Origin of the sequence: Shewanella nanhaiensis, from assembly GCF_019457885.1 — a bacterium.
Lineage (GTDB): Bacteria > Pseudomonadota > Gammaproteobacteria > Enterobacterales > Shewanellaceae > Shewanella > Shewanella nanhaiensis.
Map to the genome: position 1 here is coordinate 16,926 of NZ_JAHZST010000025.1, position 24,215 is coordinate 41,140.

Here is a 24,215-nt window from a genome sequence, read left to right on the forward strand (position 1 = left end):
ACAGGCTAACCGTTCACTAGGGAAAACATATAATCCTCAAGCTCAGGTAAACTGGTAATATTAACTGCACCATTTCCCGCCCACAGGGATTGATACTGAGGCAGATCATGGCTCTTTGCATGTTCACGTATCGTTTTAGTCGCATAATGTTGCTGGGGAAAGAGCGGTGATCGCTCCAACTCTAACATCGCCAGCTCATTGACGATGCCACGAGCCTGTCTGCCAGTAATACTTGTAGTTTGCATCAACTGGTTATCGTCACAAACACCTAATAGAGCCTGTTTATAGGTCTGGGATGCGCTGCTCTCCTGAGTCATTAAAAATCCTGTCCCTATCTGTACTCCATCAAAGCCTTGTTCAAGGGCAAATAAGATATCCTTCTGATTAACAATCCCCCCCGACTTTATCAGTTGAGTGTACGGGTAATCCCGTTTTAGCGTTAACATCACGGCCTCAGCATCATACTCGGCATCGTTAAATCCCCCTTTATGACCACCAGCAAGTGCATTTTGATACACAATCATGTCAGCATTAGCCTCACTTAACACCTTGTGGGCTTCATCGAGTGAATTCACTGTGACCATCACCTGACCACCGGCATCTTTATAACGCTGATAGTCTTGCTCCCGTAACAAACCAAAGGTCGTGCTGATAATGGGAACTTGATGGGCGATCACTAAGTCAATAATATCACTGGCCGAAGGGTGCTTGGGAAGCTGACAATCCTGAGAGGTGAAGATCCCCAAGCGTTTCTCAATCTCAATCACCTCGGCGGGCTTAGCAAGCTTGTCAGGGTACTCACAGTGATCAACAAAAAGGTTTACCTGAAAGGGCTTATCCGTTTTCGATTTAACAGACTGAATTAAGCTATCCAGCTGAGCTAATGTCAGATAACCAGATGGGATACTACCCAGCAAGCCAAACTCACACACTTTAGCGATAAAGTCGGCAGACAAGATCCCACCAGCCATGGGCGCTTGAATAATAGGATACTGTGTTCCAAGTTGTTGACATAAAAAGCGCGTTTTCATCCGTTTAAATTCCTTTTAAAACCGGAAACAATATTCCTGCTTATTTAACTTAAATTCAAGTAACTTAACTCAATATTAGACCAATCTATAACAGAGTGGCTTTCTCCTTTATCAATAGATACTAAATAATCATAAACTGTAATTAATTCGCCATTGAGACTGGATTAAAATAAAATCCCCTACCAGTTCCCATCGAGTTAGTCATGATTAAGTGACCGCATATGAGTAAAAAACCAGATAGACAGAGTGCGATGCTGCAGATCATTGAGCAGGTAAAAGATGAGTTGCCTCTGTATGAATCTGACACTTTTATCTGCGGCCCAGATAATAACTGTCAAGGGTGTCCTAAAAAGCTGCTCGAATTAGTCGATACCGAGCTGACCTATTGGGAGTCGGCAATCGAGAGAGGAGTCACGCCAAATTTTGATGAGATAACTCGCTTTGGCAAGCTATGTAAAAATGTGCGTCGCGGATTGGTTCGTAATAATTTAATAAAAGCCTAATACCAATCGGTATCACTCCTACCTAAAAACAGAAAAGGAAGCCAATTGGCCTCCTTTTTATACACAACAAACGCTAAACCCTAACCTCGAACAGTATACTCACCCACCCCAATCCACTTATAAGTGGTCAGTGCTTCGAGTCCGATAGGTCCACGTGCATGAAGTTTTTGTGTACTCACAGCCACTTCTGCGCCAAGTCCAAATTGCCCCCCATCAGTAAAACGAGTGCTCGCATTGACATAAACTGCAGCTGAGTCCACCTGATTGATAAAATGGGCCGACGCATGAATATTATCGGTTAATATCCCCTCAGAATGTCCACTTGAGTAACGACGAATATGCCCAATCGCTGCATCAATATCGGCAACGATTTTAATGCCTAAGGTCAGTGATAGCCACTCCTGTCCATAGGTTTCATCGGTTGCCGTAAAGATTGAAATCCCCAGCTTATCCGCAATGGCCTTAGTCTGTTCACAACCATAAAAACTCACACCCTGCCCACTCAAGTTTGAGAGAAGTTGTGGTAATGCCGTCTCGGCAAGTGACTCATGAATAAGCACAGTATCCAGCGCATTACATACTGTGGGTCGCTGCACTTTGGCGTTGGCGATCACTTCGATAGATTTCGCAAGGTTGGCATCTTTATCCATATAAAGATGACAGATCCCGATCCCACCTAAAATCACCGGGATCGTTGCCTGTTCAGCGCACAAGCGCTGCAGATTTTGTCCTCCGCGAGGCACTATCATATCCACAAACTGATCAAGCTTTAACAAACCAGACACTAGTGCACGATCTGGACTTTTAATCAGCTGTACGCTGTCGGCTGCTAACCCTTGCTCGACTATGGCTTCGCGTATCGCTTCGCTCAGCGCCTTATTTGAATTTAAAGTCTCCTTGCCACCCCGAAGAATAACTGCATTTCCGGTTTTAAGTGCTAGCACTGCAATATCCACGGTCACATTTGGACGCGCCTCATAGATAACGCCAATCACACCTAAGGGCACACGACGACGTGACAAACGCAGGCCATTATCCAGCAGCTGACTCTCAAGCTCAGTGCCTACGGGATCATTAAGATTAATGACATTATCAATATCACTAATCACACCTTTTAGGCGCGTCTCATCGAGCAATAACCTGTCTATCATGGCTTCACTGAGGCCATTTTCACGCGCAGCTGCAATATCTTTTTGGTTCGCCGCTAAGATAGCTTGGCTCTTTGCTGTAAGACTCGCGGCAATCGCTGATAGTAGCGCCTTTTTTTGGGTTCCAGTTAAACTGGCTAACCCATAACTTGCCTGTTTGGCATTTTGACCCAGAGTTTGCAGATAAAGCTCATTATTCTCAATCACGTCACATCATCCTAAATTTTTTAAAGGAGCTAGGGCCTAGCTCTTTTCGTTTATAGCACAACCATATCGTTACGATGAACCACTGCATCACCGTAGTCATAACCCAGTAGAGATTCAATCTCATCTGAGTGTTTACCTACAATCTTGTTCAGATCCCCAGCACTGTAGCGACTGATCCCGCGCGCGCATTCGCGACCATCACTGTCGATAAGCTGTAGCGTGGTACCACGGTCAAATTCACCAATCACACTGACAACGCCTTTAGAGAGCAAACTGCGCCCCTTTTCGGTCACCGCCTTGATGGCACCAACGTCCAGAACCAGCTTACCTTTAGCCGCCTGTCCCGCCAAAATCCACTGTTTTCGGCTCTCTAGCGGGTTTTCAAGTGCGGTAAAATGAGTGCCCACATCCTCTTTGCATACAGCATTGAGTATCACCTGACGGCGATGTCCAGAGGCAATAACCACCTCGATACCTGCTCTTCTGGCAATATCAGCGGCTTCCAATTTAGTAGCCATACCGCCCGTTCCTAAACCGGAAACGGCTCCACCTGCAAGCTGACGTAAACTATCATCAATATTAACCACTTGCTTTATCAGCTTGGCATCTGGGTTTGATCTTGGATCTGAATCAAACAGTCCCTGTTGATCTGTCAGGAGTATCAGCAGATCCGCATGGCAAAGCAGCGCTGCACGAGCCGACAGGTTGTCATTATCACCCACTTTAATCTCATTGGTCGCAACGGCATCATTTTCATTGATAATGGGAATAATGCCATTATTGAGCAGTGCATTGAGAGAATCACGGGCGTTGAGGTAACGCTCACGGTCATGGAGATCGGCCTGAGTCAAAAGAAGTTGACCGACATGAAGCCCGTAGATACTAAAAAGTTGAGACCAGGCAAGAATAAGCTGACTCTGTCCTACCGCAGCCAGAAGCTGTTTATTGGCAACAGTATCGGCAAGCTTAGGATAACCAAGATGCTCACGCCCGGCAGCAATCGCGCCCGAAGTACACAGTACCACCTCAACACCAGCTTTCATTAACGCTGACATCTGTCTCGCTAACTCAACCATATGTGCTTTATCCAGCTGCTTACTGCCGGAGGTTAATACACTCGTTCCCAATTTAACCACCACGCGGCGGTAACCAATCTCACTTAAGTTCATTGTCAAAATAGTAAATAAAGCCGAACTTAGCGTTATACCCAATCCAGCGCTTAAATGGTAGCTATGAGTGTAAAAGAGAGAAGTTTTTGCAAAAACAGTGAAGATATAACAATAAAAAGGCCACATAAAAGTGTGACCTTTAACTTATCAGCTAAATATAGCGTCAACTATCCATAAATGAATTTTGCAATAAAGAGAGCCGCGAGTATCACGACTCCCACACTGAGATCTTTATAGCGACCGCTCATCAATTTGATCACAGCGTAGGAGATAAAGCCCAATGCAATGCCAGTCGCAATTGAAAAAGTTAATGGCATCAAGATACACACCACCACAACGGGTGCAGCCTCAGTCAGATCTTCCCAAGCCACATGCACCAGTCCAGACATCATCAAGATGGCCACATAAAACAGCGTACCAGCGGTCGCATACGCGGGCACCATGCCAGCTAAAGGAGAGATAAATAGCGCTAGCAGAAATAAAATCCCCACAACAACAGCCGTCAGTCCAGTACGACCACCTGCACTAACCCCTGCCGTGCTCTCTATGTAGCTGGTTGTCGTAGAAGTTCCCAACATCGCACCCGCAATCGTCGCCGTGCTATCAGCCGTTAAAGCACGGTTGAGTCTTGGCAGGCGCCCTTTATCATCTAAAAAGCCTCCCCTTTGTGCAACCGCAACTAAAGTGCCTGAAGTATCAAATAGATCAACAAACAGGAAAGCAAACACCACGGAGAGCATGCTGATCTCAAGCACATTAGAGAGATCCATCTTCATAAATGTCGGCATTACCGAAGGGGGCAAGGAAACCACACCTTGGTACTGCACATCGCCAAAAAGAAGACCGAGTAAGGTCACGGCAAGAATACTGACAATCACTGCCGACTTCATCCCTCTGTGTACCATAGCGATAATCAAGAAAAAACCCAACATCGCCATCACAGCAGGAAAGGCGGTAATATCCCCCATAGTGACCAAAGTCGCTGGGCTTGCCACCACAATCCCCGCACTTTTTAGTCCTATCAGTGCCAAAAACAACCCTATACCTGCAGCAATACCCAATCGTAATGACATAGGTATGCTGTTGACCACCCACTCCCTAATTTTGACGAGAGAGAGAATTAAGAAGCAGATCCCTGATAGAAACACAGCCCCTAAAGCCGTCTCCCAGCTGTAACCCATCTCACCCACAACGGTATAGGTAAAGAAGGCGTTTAAGCCCATACCTGGGGCAAGTGCTATCGGATAGTTAGCGACAAACCCCATAATCAGACAACCAATGGCTGCAGCCAAACAGGTCGCAACAAATACAGCGCCATGATCCATTCCCGCATCGGCTAGCATCATAGGATTGATAAAGATGATATAGGCCATTGTAAGAAAGGTCGTTAACCCCGCCACCATCTCCTGCTTTATATTTGTTTGATTTTCTTTGAGTTTGAACAGTTTTTCTAACATGAAACAGACCCTTTTTTATTTTTATAATAGCGATAAACAGATAGGTAATAACTGCAAAATTAGCGAGGCCAATAGAGCCACAAAAAATTAACATTCAAGGATTATAGGGAATTTACTCGCTGGAGACTAGCTGCAAGCGACAGCACTAAATTAGAGGCAAAAAAAAGCCTGCTCAATGAGCAGGCAAAGACTAATTTCAAGTAAAGAGTTTCCGCGCTAACAGTTACACTGGCAGTTTGATATTTGGTCAAATCAAACCACCACTTGAGTCTACACTCCCCAAAAGGGGATAAAGGGTCTATGGATGGTAACTAACTTTCTATCACTCACTTAAGAGTACCTAGTAGGGGCAGTAAACCCTAAAGTTTAAACAAGGTTAAATAATTAACCTTTAAAGCTCATGGCGTATAAACCGCCACGTAATGAATCTGTACAAAACCAAGTGTTCTGCCAATAAACGTGCTGAATTCCGGTATAAGACATAATCAATACTCCTAACAAAGTTGTAAAAAAATACTCTAGTCTAACTTGGCAGTACACGTCTTAAAGTGACTGACCTTAGAGTCAACTTGTCGCTCGATTCCTTGGAGAATTATCCTTCCTGGATAGACTTAGAGGTGGAAGGCGTCATTGCCTAACCAACGAGATAACTATAGCCAAACTGAAAGTTTATTACAAGCTTTTTATTAAAAAAGAGCCTAAAAAGTCAAAATAGCCACTAAAACTGTAATTTTACCACACAAATAGTATACCAATTGGCACAAACCGTAATTTTCAAATCAAAATGAATTTAAAGAATCAAACAAAAAAAAGCCTGCTCAATGAGCAGGCAAGACTAATTTCAAGTGTTCCAAAAGGAAGAGTTTCCGCGCTAACAGTTACACGTGCATATCATTTAGAAAACCAAACAAGATGCAACTTGAGTCTAAACATCCCAAAAAGGGATAAAGGTTGATGGATGATAGAAACTACTTAAAGGAGTAGTCAGCCCTGAAATTTGTGAAAGATAAATCTTTCGAGGCAAGCATGGCGTTAACCCTGTGCTTAACCGAGGGAGGGGAGTATAGATCCGTGTAATTTTATTACAAGCTTTTTTTGATTTTTATTTAATAAAAGTCAAAATGTGTAATTTGACCACCTAACCTGACCTATTTAGTCGTCACAAATAGCGGATCAGCAGATAAAAGCGCCATCTTATCGAGCATAAATGACTAAAACTTACAAAAACAAGGACTGCGATTATAAATCAAGGTACTCATGCTCACCTTTTGAAAATCTGAGCAAGAGTACCTGCTGACTAAGAGTAATTGGTATGACTACTTCACGGTCATATGTTTATACAAGCCGACTAATGGTGTAGCTGTAGGCTTACCATATAGTGGGTGCCCCTCTGTTGCACTACCAGCAATATCCACATGAACATAGGCCATAGGCTTCTCAGATTGAACCCCATGCTCACTTAATCCTGATGCTTTTAACAAAAATGCCGCTGGATACTGGTGCCCTCGCGCTGTCACTGATGATGGACCATTGTTAGAGGAGAGAATATCGGCAGCGCCAGATGGGTCGACAATTTTTGCATAATCATCACGGCGCAATACTGATTGCTCAACAGGCTCTCCCCAAGCTTGTCCTTGACTTGCGATACTTGATGCCACACCAGAGTGTTTAGCGACGCTGTTTTCAACCGTCGCAGTGTAGCCACCATAACAGCGCACCACGTGACCGGTTAAAGTCGCCACAGAAAACAGCTCAGGTTTAACCGCTTTTTCAGCCTTGATACGCAAGTGTGACAGGAGATCCGCTAACACTAAACGTCCCTCAGCATCGGTATTACCGATCCGGACTCTTACACCAGCGTGACTTGTGATGATCTCATCTGTGACAAACACCTCACTACCAATACTATTTCGCACTAAGCCTAGCTCTGAGACAACTCGAATACCTTTAGGCTTTAGCATAGAGAGGGTTTTCATCAAACCTGCAACGGCGGCAGCGCCACCTTTATCTCGGCTCATGCCCGCCATTCCACCAGCCACTTTAATATCTGCGCCGCCAGTATCGTAAATAACCCCTTTACCAGCAAAGAAGAAGGTGCGTTCAATCTCCCCCTCTCCCACATACTCAAGCTTAACCACACGAGGTTGATGACGAGAAACCGCAAACGATGAACGTCCCACCGCACTTAACAGCGGGTAATCACGCTCAAGGACGTCTCTGTCTTCGATAACACAAACCTTAAGCCCTGAGTCTTGGTATGCTGCCACACAATAATCAGCAAAGGCGGCAGCAGACATGCGCTCAGGCTCTGTGCCACAAAGATCTCTGGCAAGAATACGTCCCGCTTCAAGGGCATTTAGGCTCTGGCTCATATTTGCGGTACACAATAAGCCTATCGACTCAAACGCAGGTTTATCTCCCTTGGCTTCTCGAGACTCTAAAGCTTGCCATAGCTCCTGGCCACAGGCGAGTGCGGCAACTTCAGCGGAAAACTGATAGCGGGTATCACTCTCCTTAGCCACCAATAATAACGGACGCTTAGCACCAGCTTGCTGTGCTAACGCTATGCCAGCTCTTGCCGCATCGGCAAATACTCTGACATCTTCAACGTCATCTTGGCTATTGAGTACTGGCGATAGAATTAAACGCCCACCAGCCAAACCTGGTGCAAATAACATGGTGGCAGAACGCCCAACTCGATTATCAATTTTTACGCCGTGATCTGCCAGAAGTGAGATCTCATCGACACCAGTTTGCATAATATCGCTGGCAACGACGACGAGCGCATCCCAGCCACTACCTTCAAATATTGCATCCTCGTCGTGTACATCAATAAAGTTAACCTGACCCATAAACCATCCTTTCGCTTGTGAGCACTTACCTGACTAAAAATACAAAGGTAAATGTCTTAAATTTTATTATTTGGCAAACAATATGCCTTTTACTCATGCTAATGCCAACCTCTTTCGATGAGAAACTCATGCTTGGCAACTTTCAATGACAGCTTAGGGGTTAAGCGTTAAAACTGAGTGAAAGCAGAGACAAAAAGTACTGCAAAGTCTGTGATAGACTATGCCCATTTCTAGCCTCGCACGCCCAACTAATCTCGCAATGCGGGTGTTATATCTGGCTAACAGATATCAATCGCGCAGAGATTAAGCTGTTTGGGTTTACACATTATAAAAGGGGAACTATCAGTGACTGCAATAAACCAACTACAACCTCAAGCCCTGTGGCAGTGGTTTGATCAAATCTGTGCCATTCCGCACCCGTCAAAGCATGAGCAGGCATTAAGTGCTCACATTCAAGCTTGGGCTAAAGATAAGCAGCTCGATATAGTTGAAGATAAGGTGGGGAATCTTATCATCAAGAAACCTGCCACACCTGGTATGGAAAACCGTAAAGTCGTTGCTCTGCAAGCCCATATCGATATGGTGCCACAGAAGAATGCAGACAAAGAGCATGACTTTGAAAAAGACCCAATCATTCCTCTCGTGGACGGTGAATGGGTAAAAGCAACGGGCACGACCTTAGGTGCCGATAACGGTATCGGCATGGCATCGGCTTTAGCCGTATTAGGCTCTGATGATATTCCGCACGGACCACTTGAAGTCTTACTGACCATAGATGAAGAAGCTGGCATGACTGGCGCCTTTGGTCTTGAAGCTGGCTACCTAGATGCTGAGATCTTAATCAACACAGATTCAGAGCAAGAGGGTGAGATCTACATGGGCTGCGCCGGTGGCGTTGATGCACAGATAAGTGTCCCTATGGTGTGGCAGTCTCCTGAGCAATCTAACGCCACTTACACATTGACCCTATCAGGTTTAAAGGGCGGTCACTCAGGAGTGAATATTCACCTTGGACGTGGTAACGCCAATAAACTGCTTGCTCGCTTCCTGTTTAACCATGCAGATGAGCTAGCACTTGAGCTGACCAATTTCAGCGGTGGTTCACTGCGCAACGCCATTCCACGAGAAGCCAGCGTCAGCTTTATGCTACCCGCAGAGAATGTCTCAAAACTTAAAGAGCTTACTCAAACATTTCAAGCATTAGTGAGAGAGGAGCTGGCCATTGCCGACCCAGGCATGCTGTTCGAATTAGCAGAAGTTCCAGCTGCGACACAAGTGATGAGCGAAGACGCTCAAAACACCCTCATCGATCTACTTAACGCTTGCCCTAATGGGGTGATCCGCATGAGTGATGAAGTTGAAGGCGTAACAGAAACATCCCTCAATGTTGGTGTGATAAGCACCGAAACTGAAAGTGTTGAAGTACTTTGTTTAATACGCTCTCTTATCGATTCAGGTCGTCAGGATGTAGAAACCGTTTTAACCTCACTAACAAACTTAGCAGGCGCTGAAATTGAGTTTAGTGGTGCTTACCCAGGTTGGAAACCAGACAATAGCTCACCGGTTATGGCCCTTGTACGTGAAACCTACGACAGCATCTATAACAAAGAGCCTGTTATCATGGTCATCCACGCAGGTCTCGAGTGTGGTCTATTTAAGAAGCCATACCCTGAGATGGACATGGTCTCTATCGGCCCAACTATTCGCTACCCTCACAGTCCAGATGAGAAGGTATTGATTGAAACCGTTGATCAGTATTACAAACTGCTGTTAGCGGTACTGGAGCGTATTCCAGAGAAAGGTTAGTAGCGTAACCGCTAAGTAAAAATAGTATTAGGCCCTAGGTTCTAGAACCTAGGGCCTAATTATTTCTTATAGCCAAATATTTTAAAAACCAAGATCCAGCTGCGACTCTCTCACTTGATTATCTTTAGCAGTGTTAATATCAGCCTGACAGGCCAAGCCTACCGACACACCTAACAAACGTATCCCTCTTCCCTGCTGACGTTCGAGTGCTTGGGCAAGTAGTTCATAAAATAGCTTCACCGACATCTCATCGGCTCTATGCTCTATTGTGGTCTGTTTAAAGTCATTAAATTTAAGCTTAACCACCTGCTTATTAATATTTCTGCCTTTCGCACTGCGATTCATCCGAGCGCCTAGCTCCTGAATCAACTGAGGCATCACACCATGGCACTGCTCAAGGGTGTAAATATCTTTAGCTAACGTTGTCTCAACGCCAACCGACTTTCGTTCTCTATGAGGCGAGATAGCTCGCTCATCTATACCTTGTGCTCTTTCTATCAATATTTTGCCAAATTTTCCAAATCGTTCGATAAGCTCAGATTTTGGGTAAGCTTGTAGCTCACCACAAGTTGTCAATCCAATATCTTCAAGCTTCTTGCCTGTGACCTTGCCAACTCCAGGGATCTTAGTCAGGGGAAGTGTGGTTACAAAAGAGGAGATCATATCCGGTGTGATCACGTATTGACCGTTAGGTTTGTTTAAATCTGAAGCGACCTTAGCGAGAAACTTAACAGGGGCTATCCCCGCTGATGCTGTTAGCCCTGTCGCTTCAAATATCTCTTGCCTTATCGCTTGGGCAATCAAAGTTGCCGAGCCATGACATTGCTTACATTCGGTGACATCTAGGTAAGCTTCATCGAGAGAAAGCGGCTCTATCAGATCGGTATAGCGGGCAAAAATATCTCGGATCTGAGCGGACACCTCTTTGTAAACAGACATACGACCCGGTACGAGAATAAGATCTGGACACAGTTTTAATGCATAACCCGATGCCATTGCCGAACGAACCCCAAAGGCGCGAGCTTCATAGTTACAAGTACTTATCACACCGCGGCGATCACTCCTCCCTCCCACTGCTATAGGTTTGCCCCTCAGCTCAGGAAAGTCTCGCATCTCAACTGCTGCAAAATAGCAGTCCATGTCAATATGAATGATCTTGTTCAATTCATTGCCCTCTCACAGCTATGATACTGTATATAAAAACAGTGTCCAATAAAAATGAGACGTTAAGGGCAATTTTGCAAATAAAAATGCCAGTCATCACGTGACTGGCATTGAAACAACGAAGTGGATCTAATTTTAGATTTTAAACTGTTGAATACTCTTTGAGAGCGCTTTAGTCATCTCTTGAAACTCAATCAAACTTACAGATAGGTCTTGGCTAGAGGTGAGAGAGTCATCAGATAAGCCTCTGACATTCTCGACATTACATGCCACCTCTTCAGCCACTACAGCCTGCTGGCCAATCGCTGATGTTATCTCAACCGTCTGATGTTGGATCTCCACAATCGCATCGGTTATTCCACTTAACGCCGTTTCAACTTGGGTAGTCAGCTCCTTGCCAAGGTTTGCTTGCTCAACTCCCTCCTCCATCACCTGCTCAGCCTGAAGTGCGCCCTGCTGAAGAGTCTGAATGATATCCTGAATGTTGGCTGTCGAGTCTTGTGTACGTGAGGCCAACGTTCTAACCTCATCGGCCACAACGGCAAAGCCTCTTCCCTGCTCACCCGCTCGAGCAGCTTCGATAGCAGCGTTAAGCGCTAATAGGTTCGTTTGCTCGGCAATACCACGGATCACATTCAACACCTCACCAATCTGCTCCGAGCTGGTACGCAGATGACGAACCACTTTAGCCGCCTCAATCACTTTCGCTGAGAGACACTGCATCCCATCATTTGCCTTAGTAACAATGGCCATACCGTCTTGGGACTCACTCTGTGCCTTTTCTGAAAACTCACTGGCACGTTGAGCACTGTTTGCCATCTCCTGAGAGGTGTGAGCTAGCTCTGTGGCCGCCGTCGCAACCGAAGCTATCTCCTGCTTTTGTTGTGCGACCGATTGCAGCGCCTGCTCGCAAATATTAACGGCGCCAGTGATGCCACTATCTACTCTCTGAGTCAGCTCACGACTCTGCTCTAACATTAACTGTACTTTGGAAGCGAAGCGGTTAAATGCATCCCCTAGTTTACCCAGTTCATCCTCCCGCTCCATATGGATCCGCTTTGAGAGATCGCCCTCTCCCTCAGCAATATCCTCCATCGCCTCAAGTAAACGAGTAATTTGACGTCTGAAAGGAAGCAACATCATCCACACAGTAAAGCCGACCAGCAGCATACTGATAACCGCAAACCAGATAGCACTGATAACGGCATCATTCACCGGCGCTTCAATCACCTCCACGGGTAACATAAAGGCTAGGTGCCACTTTTGCTGAGGATAATCACCACCGACACTGATATAACTCACCCTCTGCTCTACGCCCTTAAAGGTCACTTCAGCAACACCTTGATGATTAGCTTTCATCATACGGCTTAACTCAGAAAACCCTTGAGTGTCATTAAAATAGCTATCAACTTTTTCCGCTTCCGATCCAGGCTGAAACTCTTGATTAAATCCAGGGAAATAGACCAGTTGGCCAGAATTTGTAACTAAAAAGGCTTCACCTTTGTGCTGATATTTCATTGCAGCTAACAGCTCAGAGCCTATGGTATCGATTAAGATATCCATACCGCCAATACCGATAAACTCCCCACTAGGATTTCGAATCACAGATTTTACTGTGGCAGAGATTGAGCCATCATTTGCATCAACGGCAGGGTCTGTCACATACATGCCATCTTTATCTATCCCCTCCTGCCACCAAGGACGCTTATTGGTAAAATAGTTCGCATCGTTGTAACGACCATTCAAATCGAAATATTCATAGGTGTTTGCAGAGCCAAAGAAAACAGACTTAATATCGCTATCGCTGTCTGAAAAATGCTTAAAATATTGGATAACTCGCTCATACTCTATGTCACCGCTTAAGTTGCTTAAGCGTTTATCATATTCAGTAAACCAATTTTGTACTTGAGGAGAGGCAAACACCGAGTCGATCACTTTCGCTTTCTCGATAAAATAGCTCTCCACTTCATTAGATTTAAACTGCACTAGGGAAGCGAGATCCCTATCAATTTGCGCCCGGGTTCGCTCACTCTCACCTTTAACAAGAAACACAGAGATCAGAGTAAGTAAGATGGCTAACGCACCGACAATTGAGAAGACGAGCTGAAGGCTCAGGGAAGTTTTTAGCTGCCGCATAAGAGAAAACCTTAATGTTATTATTTTTTTAAGGTATTAATCTATCAGAACTAAAATTAGAGTGAAGAGCTAACTAACTGTTTATAGTGAAAAGTGTTTTTAAATTTTTACGTAAGGTTGCAGCACTCTGCCGCTGAGGATTTATGTGCTAGCAGATTAGATAAAACTCACTTAAAACTGAGCATAGATCATCTTAAGTTCATCTTCGGTCAATGGAAACTGTGCAAGCTTACTAGTGTTCAATGATTGTCGATCGGATTGAGCAAGTTCAGACTCTAAAGAGTTAACCTTCTCCTGTAACACTAAGATCTGCTCACGCAACGCATCAGGCATTGATTCTGTCGGTTTACTTTTATTCATACCTTTCCCCTAAAGTTTATTAAGGATAAAGGATCTGACTGAACTCAAGCTGTATGGAGAAACTTTTTTATCCCAATCCCCCTATTCATCATTGGGCTAGATGTACAAAAAAGGCTTAGCATAGTGCTAAGCCTTCCTGTTTTGCGCAAAAGAGCTAAACCATTACATTTTAGATTGCAGATAATTTTGCAAGCCAATTTTGTCGATTAAGCCTAGCTGTTTCTCAAGCCAATACATGTGATCAGACTCGGTCTCATCGAGCAAGACCTCTAAGATCTCACGGGTCTGAAAATCTTTCTTCTCCTCACACAGCGCTATTGCATCACGAAGATTAGCAGCAACTTGATACTCATAGTTGAGATCATTTTGCAGCATTTCTTGGGTATTCTTACCAATGTGAAGGGCTTCACGACTCGCCACATCGGGTGTACCTTCGAGGAAAAGAATACGCTGAACCAGTTTACCAGCATGCTCCCTCTCATCATCTGATTCATGGGAGATCCGCTCATGCAGCTCGTTTAACCCCCAATCTTCATACATCAACCCATGGACAAAATACTGATCCATTGCCGACAATTCACCGGTCAATAGCTTATTGAGTGTATCGATAACTTCTTGATTACCTTTCATACTCGCCTCTTATTTGTCCATTTTTGATTGTAAGTAGTTTTGAATTCCAGTCAATCCTATCAACTCCTGCTGAGCCTCAAGCCAATCTAAATGCTCCTCTTCATCCTCAAGGATATCTTCAAGAATATCTCGGCTCACATAGTCACGCTCTGATTCGCAGATCTCAATCGCTTCACGCATTAAAACTAACTGCTCCTCAAGCATCTCTTTATCGCAGGCTAACATCTCTTCACTCTGCTCACCGATCCGCAGTTTCTGCAGCATCTGTAAGTTTGGGAGTCCCTCAAGAAATAGTACTCGCTCAATCAACTTATCTGCATGCTTCATGTCCTGAATGGACTTCTTATATGCCGCTTTATCGAGTGCATCGAGCCCCCAGTTTTTAAACATTCTGGCATGGAGGAAGTACTGGTTTATTGCAGTCAATTCAAAGGTAAGCACCTTATTGAGTTGGCTAAGTACTTTAGGTTGCCCTTTCATCTGATTGTCTCCCAAAATAAACATTGGCTAAGTAGTAGATAAGCAGTCATAGAAGCCGTTAGTGACAAAACTTGATCTACATCAATAAACAGAGACTAATACATATCAACACAAAAGACAAATCTCCTTATATTTCATACACTTGATAACATTAAGCATTATCATTTAGATTTAGGTTACCAAACCTATTTTGAAGAGAAGCGACTCAAATATATCAATTTTTACTGTATGGAGTAGGCGGGCTATTTAATGAAAAGTGATTTAAGAACTTAAAAGAGAGTAACTAGAGAAGGGAAGGTATACGTTAAATGGCGAGCATAAAAGCAAACTGGATCAGCAACAGGTTATTCATTAGTCTTATGCTTATGCTCATTAAAAGAGTTCGATATCATCCTCTATTTTAAGTGGAATGATAGAGCCGTCTGCAACAAGATCTTCATAGAGACCAACTCGGTCTCTGCCCGTTTCTTTTATATAATAGAGGGCTTTGTCAGCCTTCACTAAGAGCTCACTTGGCTCCTCAATGCTATTAATTTCGATAATTCCCATAGAGATAGTGACTTTAACTTCACGCCCATGATGAATGGAGAGTTTATGAGAGAAAGACTCGCATAGATTAAGCATCTCAGCTTTTTCACGTTTAGACAAAATAACCACAAACTCATCGCCACCAAACCTGAAAAGACTATCGAGCTCATTAAAGGTAGTTTTCATCACCTTCACAAGATCAATCAAGATCTCGTCCCCATACAGATGACCGAAAGTATCATTGATCACTTTAAACTTGTCGATATCGAAGATACACAGCCAATATCGCTTAGCACTCAAATCACACGTAGCTGGCTCGATAGCACAGTCAATCGCTTCCTGTTTGATTAATTTTGCCACTTTCGTCAAACGAGGCAGAAATGCCTTTCTGTTTAATAAGCCAGTTAAGGGGTCGGTTTCACTCTCTATAACGATAGAGAGAAAGTTCTCATAAACTTTGGAGAAGCCTTTAAGCATCTGTGAGTCTTGCTCCGATAGATGCTCACTCGTAACCCATAAGATCATGACGACCACATCTTTTAACATGATGGGGATAGCAATTTGTTCGAACACTTGGGTAGAGAGTCTAACCGTAGAGCGACTTCTTAAACACTCTAGCAAAATCCCATGAGAAGCTTCACTGCTCTGCTTCGTTAGATTAGAAACCGCATCTTCAAGCTCAATGTCATTATCTATTTTAAAGATCTCAACCTGTTCAGTGTTCACCATCTGCCTGACTGTCGACACTAAACTTTCGGCCAACGAATCGAGTTGACGTTGCCCTGTCATTTGTACGACTGATTCTAATACAGCTTCCGGCTCATTAGGCATAATAGGTACTTTATTGAGTTAATTTAATTTATTGATAATTAATAGCGAAAATAGCGCTTAAGATCTTTAGTATAGTTGACAGTTAAAGAGGAAAAAGAAACTGACACGAAAAAATACAAATGAGCAGACACAAATACCTCCTCTAACCCATCCATGGGATACGGTATAAGCTGACCTCCAGGGATGGAGGAAATGCCATTAAAATGTAGGGAACATTTATGGCCAGACACAAAAAAGGGCATGACATCTGTCATACCCCATTTATCTTTACTTCACATATCTCTTAAATTTAGATAATGCGATTCTTTTCCAGCTTTTCACGCCTAGCTTCTTCCGCTGCCATCTTAGCTTTACGGTTATCACAGGGATCATCACAATCACAAGCTTTCTCGATACCAAGTGCACCTAGACCGCCACAGCTACCAGCAACCGCAGTCCGCTTTACAAGGTAGCCAATCGACATTAACAGAAAAAACAGCAGTAACACTACAAATGCCGCTATAAATGTACTCATTATGCACTCCAACAATAGCGTGAATAGAGATTATACCATCAAATCACTCACCAGTACGCTAACAGATGCATACTGGCACCCAGTTAGCGCCGAAGGTATCCTCACTACTTACCTACAAAAGGTTTAAACCCATCGCTATAGAAGACTTTAAAGCCATCATCTTGCTTCTCAATCAACATAATGGCTAAATTTTGCTGCTTAGCCAATTCAAGAGATTTTTCTGTACCAAGAACCATCATAGCTGTCGCGTAGCCATCTGCGACCATCGACTGCTTATGAAGTACAGTTACCGAAGCCAATCTGTGATCGATAGGATAGCCAGTACGAGGATCAATTAAATGTGAAAACTGATGTCCATCTTCCTCGTAATAGTTACGATAATCGCCCGAAGTTGCAATAGCCATGTCTCCAGGAGTTATCACTTGCTGAATTTCACGATCATCCATGTCGGGACGCTCTATCGCAACGCGCCAAGGTGAGCCATCTATTTTATGGCCAAAAACGCTAAGCTCGCCGCCAACCTCGACCAAATAACCTGATACATGGTACTTGTCCAGAATTGCAGCAACGATATCGACACCAAAGCCTTTTGCAATGGATGACAAGTCGACATAAAGATCGCTCTTAGTCTTACTTAATTTATTACCATCGACACTTAGGTATTGAATACCTGTTCTTGCTTTCGCCTCATCTATCATCTCGCTTGTTGGGATCTGAGTCGGGCGTTTGTCTGGACCAAAACCCCATAGGTTTACCAATGGACCTAAGGTGATATCCAGTGCACCATCTGTTACTTGAAAGAGCTCAATCGCCTCTTTAATCACAGTAGCGGTATCGGCAGATACAGTAACCGTCTCTTCAAAGCCAGATGAATTAAAACGAGAAAGCTCTGAGTTAGGACGATATGTAGACATCTGATCGTTGACTTTTTCAAGCGCTAGATCGATCTCAGCCTGGAGTAGATTGGGCTCTGGCAACTGTGCATTAGGCACGACTTTAATGTGGTAAGTCGTTCCCATGGTATTACCTGAGAGGGAGATAATTTCAACTGGCTTAGAACAAGCTGAAATAAAAAAGGCTAGCCCAATAAAAGCTAACCATTTTACAGCGGTCTTTTGCATTGACCTGAATCCTTATCACTATAACACTGATGATATATTCTAATTTAATGAAAGAGAGTGAGGCCACTGCCTCACTCTCTGATTCAAACTCGAATAACAACTATCTCAAGATTAAAGCGTTTTAGATGTGATTAGCCACCGAAGTCATCGAGTAAGATGTTTTCATCTTCGACACCAAGATCTTTCAACATACCGATAACGGCAGCGTTCATCATTGGAGGGCCACACATGTAGTATTCACAATCTTCTGGTGCTTCGTGGTCACGTAGGTAGCTCTCATAAAGTACGTTATGAATGAAACCTGTTTTACCTTCCCAGTTATCCTCTGGCTGAGGATCTGAAAGTGCAACGTGCCAATCGAAGTTTTCATTATCGGCCGCTAGGCCATCGAAATCTTCAACATAGAACATCTCACGCTTAGAACGTGCACCGTACCAGAAGCTCATCTTACGATCTGTCTTAAGACGCTTAAGTTGATCGAAGATGTGAGAACGCATAGGTGCCATACCAGCACCACCGCCAACAAATACCATCTCGTTGTCAGTCTCTTTCGCGAAGAACTCACCAAATGGACCAGAGATAGTCACCTTATCACCAGCCTTAAGACTGAAGATGTATGAAGACATCTTGCCGCAAGGCAAGGTTAGATCACGTGGTGGTGGCGAAGCGATACGCACGTTCAACATGATGATACCTTCCTCTTCAGGATAGTTCGCCATTGAATATGCACGGATGGTTTCGTCATCAACCTTAGACTCAAGCTTGAAGAAACCAAAATGGTCCCAATCACCACGGTACTCTGCAGGAATATCATAATCTGCATATTTTACATGATGAGCAGGCGCTTCAATCTGAATATAACCGCCAGCGCGGAAAGGAACAGAATCACCGTCAGGGATCTGTAGCTTAAGCTCTTTAATGAAGGTGGCTTTGTTATCATTAGAGATAACTGTACATTCCCACTTCTTCACGCCGAAGATCTCCTCTTCGAGCTCAATCTCCATATCTGTCTTCACGTTTACCTGACAAGATAAACGGCAGCCCTCACGAGCCTCACCTTTACTGATATGACCTAGCTCTGTTGGCAGAATATCACCGCCACCAGACTTTACATTGACCTTACACTGACCACAGGTACCGCCACCGCCACAAGCACTGGAGACGAAAATACCACTTTCAGCGAGAGCACCAAGTAGCTTACCGCCGGCAGGCAACTTAATGGCTTTATCAGGATCGTCGTTGATCCCAATTGTAATGTCACCGCTATTTACAAGCTTAGATTTGGCGAACAAAATCACCAATACCAAGCCCAAGACTATTGCAGTAAACATACTCACACCAAGGTAGACCTCAAGTGGAGTAGATTTAAGAATATCCATCAACTTATCCTTATAAGTCCGAAACAGGAACCCAGAGGGCCCCGCTTATAGGGACACACCAGAAAACGACATGAATCCAAGCGCCATCAAACCAGCAGTCACAAAGGTAATACCTAAGCCACGTAGTCCATCAGGCACATCAGCATATTTCAGCTTTTCACGGATACCAGCTAACAAGACAATAGCTAACGCAAAGCCAAGTCCTGAACCGACACCAAATACCATACTCTCAGCTAGGTTGTAGTCACGCTCAACCATGAAAGATACCGCACCAAAGATGGCACAGTTAACGGTAATTAGTGGAAGGAAGATCCCCAGAGCGTTGTACAGTGGTGGAAAGAACTTATCCAATACCATCTCAAGGATCTGTACCAGAGCGGCAATCACACCAATAAAGGTGATGAACTTCAAAAAGCTCAAATCAGCTTCTGGCGCACCAGCCCAAGCCAACGCACCAGGAGCGAGTAGTCCCTGATAGATGATCTGGTTAACAGGCACAGAGATAGTCAATACAACAACAACTGCAATACCCAGTCCCATCGCCGTGGTCACTTTCTTTGAAACCGCTAGGAATGTACACATACCTAGGAAGAAAGAAAGTGCCATGTTCTCGATGAAAATAGAGCGAATTAGCAAACTAATATAATGTTCCATCACGCTTACCCTTTTGCTTCTACTTGCTCTGGCTTAACAGTACGAATGATCCAGATCAGAGTACCAATTAAGAAGAACGCACTTGGAGGAAGCAACAACAGACCATTTGGCTGATACCAACCACCGTCTGAAATCTTGCTTAAGATCTCAACACCAAATAACGAACCATTACCAAAAAGTTCACGGACAAAACCAACAGACAGAAGAATAGCACCGTAGCCTAGGCCATTACCGATACCATCCATAAAGCTCATCATTGGCGGCGTTTTCATCGCATACGCTTCAGCTCGACCCATTACGATACAGTTCGTAATAATCAAACCAACGAATACTGAAAGCTGCTTAGCAACATCATAAGCATAAGCTTGCAGTACCTGATCAACCACGATAACAAGCGATGCGATAATCGTCATCTGCACGATAATACGTACACTGCTTGGAATATGGTTACGTAGCATAGAGATGAACAGGTTTGAACAAGCACAAACGGCAGTCAGTGCGATGGTCATCACCAATGCGGTTTCCATCTTGCTGGTTACAGCCAGTGCACTACATACACCTAGTACCTGCAAGGCGATCGGGTTATTGCTAACAATTGGTCCCGATAAAACCTGCTTAAGTTCTTTAGCGTTAGCCATTAGCTCAGTCCTCCGTTACGAACTTTCTCGATAAAGTGAGCAAAGCCTTCATCACCTAACCAAAATTCAAGTGAGTTTTGAACACCATTACCGGTCAAAGTTGCACCTGACAGCGCATCAACACCGTATTCAGATGCTGCAACCACTGGGTTCTTAGTGACGCTAATCGCTAAGTTACCTTGAGGGTCATAGAGTTTCTTACCGTGCCATTTCGCCATCCACTGAGGATTTTGAACTTCACCACCAAGACCCGGAGTTTCACCGGCACCAGTAAATGAGTAATACACTAAGCTCTGAATCGTATTCAGATCAGGCTCAACGGCTAGGAAAGCATACATGGTTGACCAAAGACCGTAGCCCTTGATAGGTAAGATAAGTGTCTTAGGCTTACCTTGATCATCATTAACCACATAAACCACAGCAGTGTTTGCAACTCGCTTCACCGATGCAATATCGTTTTGAGGCTTAAATGAGTTAGCAACATCACGGGCAGCTTTATCGGCATCGAATGAATCAGCATCACCTTCAACCCAGTTACCGGTTTTCAGGTCTACCAGTCTAGCAACAACATATTTGTTGTAAGTCTCAAGTACCTCGGCTTTCCCCATAGACGCTTCTTTAGGGTTAGTCAGACCGGCAGCTTCCAGAATGTATTTCTGCTTATCTAGCAGTTTGTTCTCTATCTGTGTTGGGCGAAGTAATACCGCTGCAGTAGATACAAATACTGAACAGATAAAACATAAGCCAACGACGACAAAGAGGGTTCTTCCGAACGAATCTTTATTACTAGCCACGTGCAATCCTCCGCTTAATATTTGCCTGAACAACAAAATGGTCAAATAGTGGAGCAAACAGGTTGGCAAACAAGATGGCCAACATCATACCTTCAGGGAACGCTGGGTTAATGACACGAATAAAGACTGCCATTGCACCAATCAAGATCCCGTATCCCCATTTAGCCGAGTTCGTGAACGAAGCCGAAACAGGGTCAGTTGCCATAAACATCATACCGAAAGCAAAACCACCTAATACAAGGTGCCAGTACCAAGGCATAGCAAACATAGGATTAGTGTCGCTACCGATAAAGTTAAGTAGATAAGAAACCGCAATCATCCCCACCATCACACCGGCAACAATGCGCCAAGATGCAATACGTGCATAAACGATAACCGCACCACCAATCAAGATAGCTAACGTAGAGACTTCACCAACGGAACCTGGAATGAAACCTAGGAATGCATCCCACCAATCTTGGCTAAAGCCATATTCCAGTGTGCCTTGAGCCGCTTGACTCAGTGCTGTTGCACCTGAGTAACCATCGGCTGCGACCCAAGTGGTGTCGCCAGACATGCTTAACGGGTAAGCGAAGAATAGGAAAGCACGACCAGCCAGCGCAGGGTTTAGGAAGTTACGTCCTGTACCACCGAAGATCTCTTTCGCCACAACCACACCGAAGGTAATACCTAGTGCGACCATCCACAAAGGAATCGTTGCAGGCAGTGTTAATGCAAAAAGCACAGAGGTAACGAAGAAACCTTCGTTAACTTCATGGCCACGCACTGCGGCAAATAAGACTTCCCAAATACCACCGACGGCAAATGTCACCGCATAGATAGGCAGGAAGAAACAGGCGCCGTACCAGAGCAAGGCTGCGATACCTGAGTTTGCAGTAAGCTCAGTACCAAACAGTCCAAACAGGCTAACCTGCCATACATCTGGAGTTGCAAAACCTGCAGCAAGCGCATCTTGAGCCTGCAAACCTACGTTGTACATACCAACAAACATAGCGGGGAAAGTACATGCCCACACCATGATCATCATACGTTTCAGGTCTAAATTATCACGAACATGGGTACTGCCCTTGTTCACATGACCTGGGGTATAAAAAACCGTATAAGCAGCTTCGAAAATAGCGTAAAACTTTTCGTATTTACCGCCCTTTTCAAACTGAGGTTCAATACCTTTAAAAAAATCGTTCAAGCTCATTAGCCTTCCCTCACGATCGTATCTAAACAGTCACGCAGATAAGTAGCATAGTCATACTTACCAGGACATACGAAAGTACACAGCGCCAGATCTTCTTCATCCAACTCAAGTGCACCTAATGAAGCGGCACCATCAAAATCACCAGAGACGAGATCTCTAAGCAACATAGTTGGAAGAATATCCAATGGCATAACACGCTCATAGTTACCGATAGGCACCATAGCTCTGTCCGAACCACCAGTACTTGTCGTCATCTTAAACAGACGAGAAGGTGACAAGTGACCTAAGAAAGCGCGAGTAATAGAGTACTTTTCGGCGCCAGGCATAGCCCAACCGATAAACTCCTGCTCTCTGCCCTCTTCTAAAAGCGACACTTGCTGATGGAAACGACCAAGATAAGCATGAGGTCCAACTGCAGTACGACCACTAAGCACTGAACCAGATACCACACGCACATCACCGTCAGCAATTTCACCAGCTGTTAATTCAGCCGTTGAAGCACCAACTTGAGTACGAATTAATCTTGGCTTTAACGCTTTAGGACCAACCACTGCAACAACACGATCAGAGTTAAGCTCACCGGTAGTAAAGAGCTGACCTATGGCAATCACATCTTGATAACCCACATGCCAAACAGTTCTGTTTGCAGATGCAGATAATAGGAAGTGAATGTGAGTACCAGGCAGACCTGCTGGATGTCCACCAGCAAACTCTTCTACTTGAGCGTTGGCTGCTGGAATATCAGCACCAGGCGCTTTACATAGATAAACCTTACCTTCAGTCAATCTTGCAAGAACCTTAAGTCCGTTAGCAAAATCATCTTTATGCTCACCGATAACCACTTCAGGGTTAGCTGCAAGAGGCTGAGTATCTATGGCAGTAACGAAGATACCTGCTGCGTTTGAATCTACGGCAGGGGCTTTACTGAAAGGACGAGTACGCATTGCAGTCCATAACCCTGATTCAATCAGGTTGTCACGAACAAGTTGCGCGTCCAATGTATCTAGCTGGGCAGTATCATATTTAGCAAAAGAGACACACTCATTCCCTTCAGCTTCAATGACGACTGACTGGAGAACACGCTGTGCTCCCCGGTTAATTTCAACTACTGTACCACTGGCTGAAGCCGTATACTTAACACCAAGGTTCTTCTTATCTTCAAAGATAATCTGACCTTTTTTAACTTTATCACCCACTTTAATCTTCATCGTGGGACGTAAGCCAATATACTCTTCACCCAAAGTAGCTACACGTTTAATGGCAGGGCCATTATGTATGACTTGCTCTGGCCCGCCAGCTAAGGGCAGGTCCAATCCTTTCTTTATTGTAATCATATCCACAAGCACTACGTTATGAAGGAAAGATAATGCGCCGCGTTCCTGTAATAAATGACAGGGAAAATACCAAGCCCATCTCATTGAGCTAGCGCAGATTTATCACAGATTTGCGACCGCAATCACGCTGTTCGCGCGCATTTTACCGTAAATATCAATGTATCGCCATGAAAAATGTGGGCCATTTCACTGGATTGGCCTCTTTTATGCGTGGCTATATAGCTCACATTTTCATTTTTTATTTGATTTAGCGTCAACTTATGCAATTGCGTGCCGTGACCTAGCAA

Annotated in this window: 21 protein-coding genes; 2 read left to right on the plus strand and 19 right to left on the minus strand. The window is 44.4% G+C overall.

Going from position 1 to position 24,215, the window contains the following annotated elements; all coding sequences use genetic code 11:
* Window positions 1–5: 5 nt before the first annotated feature.
* Window positions 6–1,031 (minus strand): NAD(P)H-dependent flavin oxidoreductase, encoded by a 1,026-nt coding sequence (locus tag K0625_RS22255; protein ID WP_220111649.1) that lies wholly within the window; start codon window positions 1,029–1,031, stop codon window positions 6–8.
* 221 nt (window positions 1,032–1,252) lie between these two features.
* Here K0625_RS22255 and K0625_RS22260 point away from each other — a divergent pair, with 221 nt between their 5' ends.
* On the plus strand, window positions 1,253–1,534 hold the full coding sequence (locus K0625_RS22260) for a hypothetical protein (protein WP_220111650.1): 282 nt from the start codon (window positions 1,253–1,255) through the stop codon (window positions 1,532–1,534).
* 80 nt (window positions 1,535–1,614) lie between these two features.
* Here the strand turns inward: K0625_RS22260 and K0625_RS22265 are convergent, their stop codons facing one another.
* From K0625_RS22265 to K0625_RS22280, 4 genes are all read right to left on the minus strand, one after another.
* Window positions 1,615–2,889 (minus strand): glutamate-5-semialdehyde dehydrogenase, encoded by a 1,275-nt coding sequence (locus K0625_RS22265; RefSeq protein ID WP_220111651.1) that lies wholly within the window; start codon window positions 2,887–2,889, stop codon window positions 1,615–1,617.
* Between the two features lie 50 nt (window positions 2,890–2,939).
* On the minus strand, window positions 2,940–4,058 hold the full coding sequence (proB, locus tag K0625_RS22270; RefSeq protein WP_012326196.1) for a glutamate 5-kinase: 1,119 nt from the start codon (window positions 4,056–4,058) through the stop codon (window positions 2,940–2,942).
* 167 nt (window positions 4,059–4,225) lie between these two features.
* Complete coding sequence (locus K0625_RS22275; protein WP_220111652.1) at window positions 4,226–5,515, minus strand: NCS2 family permease; 1,290 nt, start codon at window positions 5,513–5,515, stop codon at window positions 4,226–4,228.
* 1,316 nt (window positions 5,516–6,831) lie between these two features.
* The gene (locus K0625_RS22280) at window positions 6,832–8,367 is read right to left on the minus strand and encodes a M17 family metallopeptidase (RefSeq protein WP_220111653.1); all 1,536 of its coding nucleotides are present in this window, start codon (window positions 8,365–8,367) and stop codon (window positions 6,832–6,834) included.
* A 345-nt stretch (window positions 8,368–8,712) separates the two neighbouring features.
* On the opposite strand from K0625_RS22280, the gene K0625_RS22285 reads away from it, so the two are divergent.
* The gene (locus K0625_RS22285; RefSeq protein ID WP_220111654.1) at window positions 8,713–10,173 is read left to right on the plus strand and encodes an aminoacyl-histidine dipeptidase; all 1,461 of its coding nucleotides are present in this window, start codon (window positions 8,713–8,715) and stop codon (window positions 10,171–10,173) included.
* A gap of 81 nt (window positions 10,174–10,254) precedes the next feature.
* Here the strand turns inward: K0625_RS22285 and dinB are convergent, their stop codons facing one another.
* The 14 genes from dinB to K0625_RS22355 form a co-directional block, all read right to left on the minus strand.
* On the minus strand, window positions 10,255–11,337 hold the full coding sequence (gene dinB, locus K0625_RS22290) for a DNA polymerase IV (RefSeq protein ID WP_220111655.1): 1,083 nt from the start codon (window positions 11,335–11,337) through the stop codon (window positions 10,255–10,257).
* A 135-nt stretch (window positions 11,338–11,472) separates the two neighbouring features.
* Window positions 11,473–13,473, minus strand: a complete 2,001-nt coding sequence (locus tag K0625_RS22295; RefSeq protein WP_220111656.1) for a methyl-accepting chemotaxis protein — start codon at window positions 13,471–13,473, stop codon at window positions 11,473–11,475.
* 171 nt (window positions 13,474–13,644) lie between these two features.
* Window positions 13,645–13,833: a hypothetical protein gene (locus K0625_RS22300; protein ID WP_220111657.1), complete on the minus strand. Its 189-nt coding sequence runs from the start codon at window positions 13,831–13,833 to the stop codon at window positions 13,645–13,647.
* A 162-nt stretch (window positions 13,834–13,995) separates the two neighbouring features.
* A complete protein-coding gene (gene bfr, locus K0625_RS22305) occupies window positions 13,996–14,463 on the minus strand; it encodes a bacterioferritin (RefSeq protein WP_220111658.1) in 468 nt (155 codons plus the stop codon).
* 9 nt (window positions 14,464–14,472) lie between these two features.
* Window positions 14,473–14,943 carry a bacterioferritin gene (gene bfr, locus K0625_RS22310; RefSeq protein WP_012326205.1) on the minus strand — a complete coding sequence of 157 codons (471 nt, stop codon included), beginning with the start codon at window positions 14,941–14,943 and terminating at the stop codon, window positions 14,473–14,475.
* A 372-nt stretch (window positions 14,944–15,315) separates the two neighbouring features.
* A complete protein-coding gene (locus tag K0625_RS22315) occupies window positions 15,316–16,302 on the minus strand; it encodes a GGDEF domain-containing protein (protein ID WP_220111659.1) in 987 nt (328 codons plus the stop codon).
* Between the two features lie 289 nt (window positions 16,303–16,591).
* The gene (gene nqrM / locus K0625_RS22320) at window positions 16,592–16,816 is read right to left on the minus strand and encodes a (Na+)-NQR maturation NqrM (RefSeq protein ID WP_012326207.1); all 225 of its coding nucleotides are present in this window, start codon (window positions 16,814–16,816) and stop codon (window positions 16,592–16,594) included.
* 104 nt (window positions 16,817–16,920) lie between these two features.
* Window positions 16,921–17,937: an FAD:protein FMN transferase gene (locus K0625_RS22325; RefSeq protein ID WP_220111660.1), complete on the minus strand. Its 1,017-nt coding sequence runs from the start codon at window positions 17,935–17,937 to the stop codon at window positions 16,921–16,923.
* 131 nt (window positions 17,938–18,068) lie between these two features.
* Window positions 18,069–19,316, minus strand: coding sequence for an NADH:ubiquinone reductase (Na(+)-transporting) subunit F (nqrF, locus tag K0625_RS22330; RefSeq protein WP_220111661.1), 1,248 nt, complete (start codon window positions 19,314–19,316; stop codon window positions 18,069–18,071).
* A 45-nt stretch (window positions 19,317–19,361) separates the two neighbouring features.
* Entirely contained in the window at window positions 19,362–19,970 is a 609-nt protein-coding gene (nqrE, locus tag K0625_RS22335; protein WP_012326210.1) for an NADH:ubiquinone reductase (Na(+)-transporting) subunit E, read from the minus strand.
* Between the two features lie 5 nt (window positions 19,971–19,975).
* The gene (locus K0625_RS22340; RefSeq protein ID WP_012326211.1) at window positions 19,976–20,608 is read right to left on the minus strand and encodes an NADH:ubiquinone reductase (Na(+)-transporting) subunit D; all 633 of its coding nucleotides are present in this window, start codon (window positions 20,606–20,608) and stop codon (window positions 19,976–19,978) included.
* On the minus strand, window positions 20,608–21,402 hold the full coding sequence (locus K0625_RS22345) for a Na(+)-translocating NADH-quinone reductase subunit C (protein ID WP_065188095.1): 795 nt from the start codon (window positions 21,400–21,402) through the stop codon (window positions 20,608–20,610). The genes K0625_RS22340 and K0625_RS22345 overlap by 1 nt, the downstream gene beginning before the upstream one ends.
* The gene (locus tag K0625_RS22350) at window positions 21,395–22,594 is read right to left on the minus strand and encodes an NADH:ubiquinone reductase (Na(+)-transporting) subunit B (protein WP_065188096.1); all 1,200 of its coding nucleotides are present in this window, start codon (window positions 22,592–22,594) and stop codon (window positions 21,395–21,397) included. Before K0625_RS22350 ends, K0625_RS22345 begins: the two co-directional genes overlap by 8 nt.
* The gene (locus tag K0625_RS22355; protein WP_220111662.1) at window positions 22,594–23,928 is read right to left on the minus strand and encodes a Na(+)-translocating NADH-quinone reductase subunit A; all 1,335 of its coding nucleotides are present in this window, start codon (window positions 23,926–23,928) and stop codon (window positions 22,594–22,596) included. The genes K0625_RS22350 and K0625_RS22355 overlap by 1 nt, the downstream gene beginning before the upstream one ends.
* Between the last annotated feature and the right edge of the window lie 287 nt (window positions 23,929–24,215).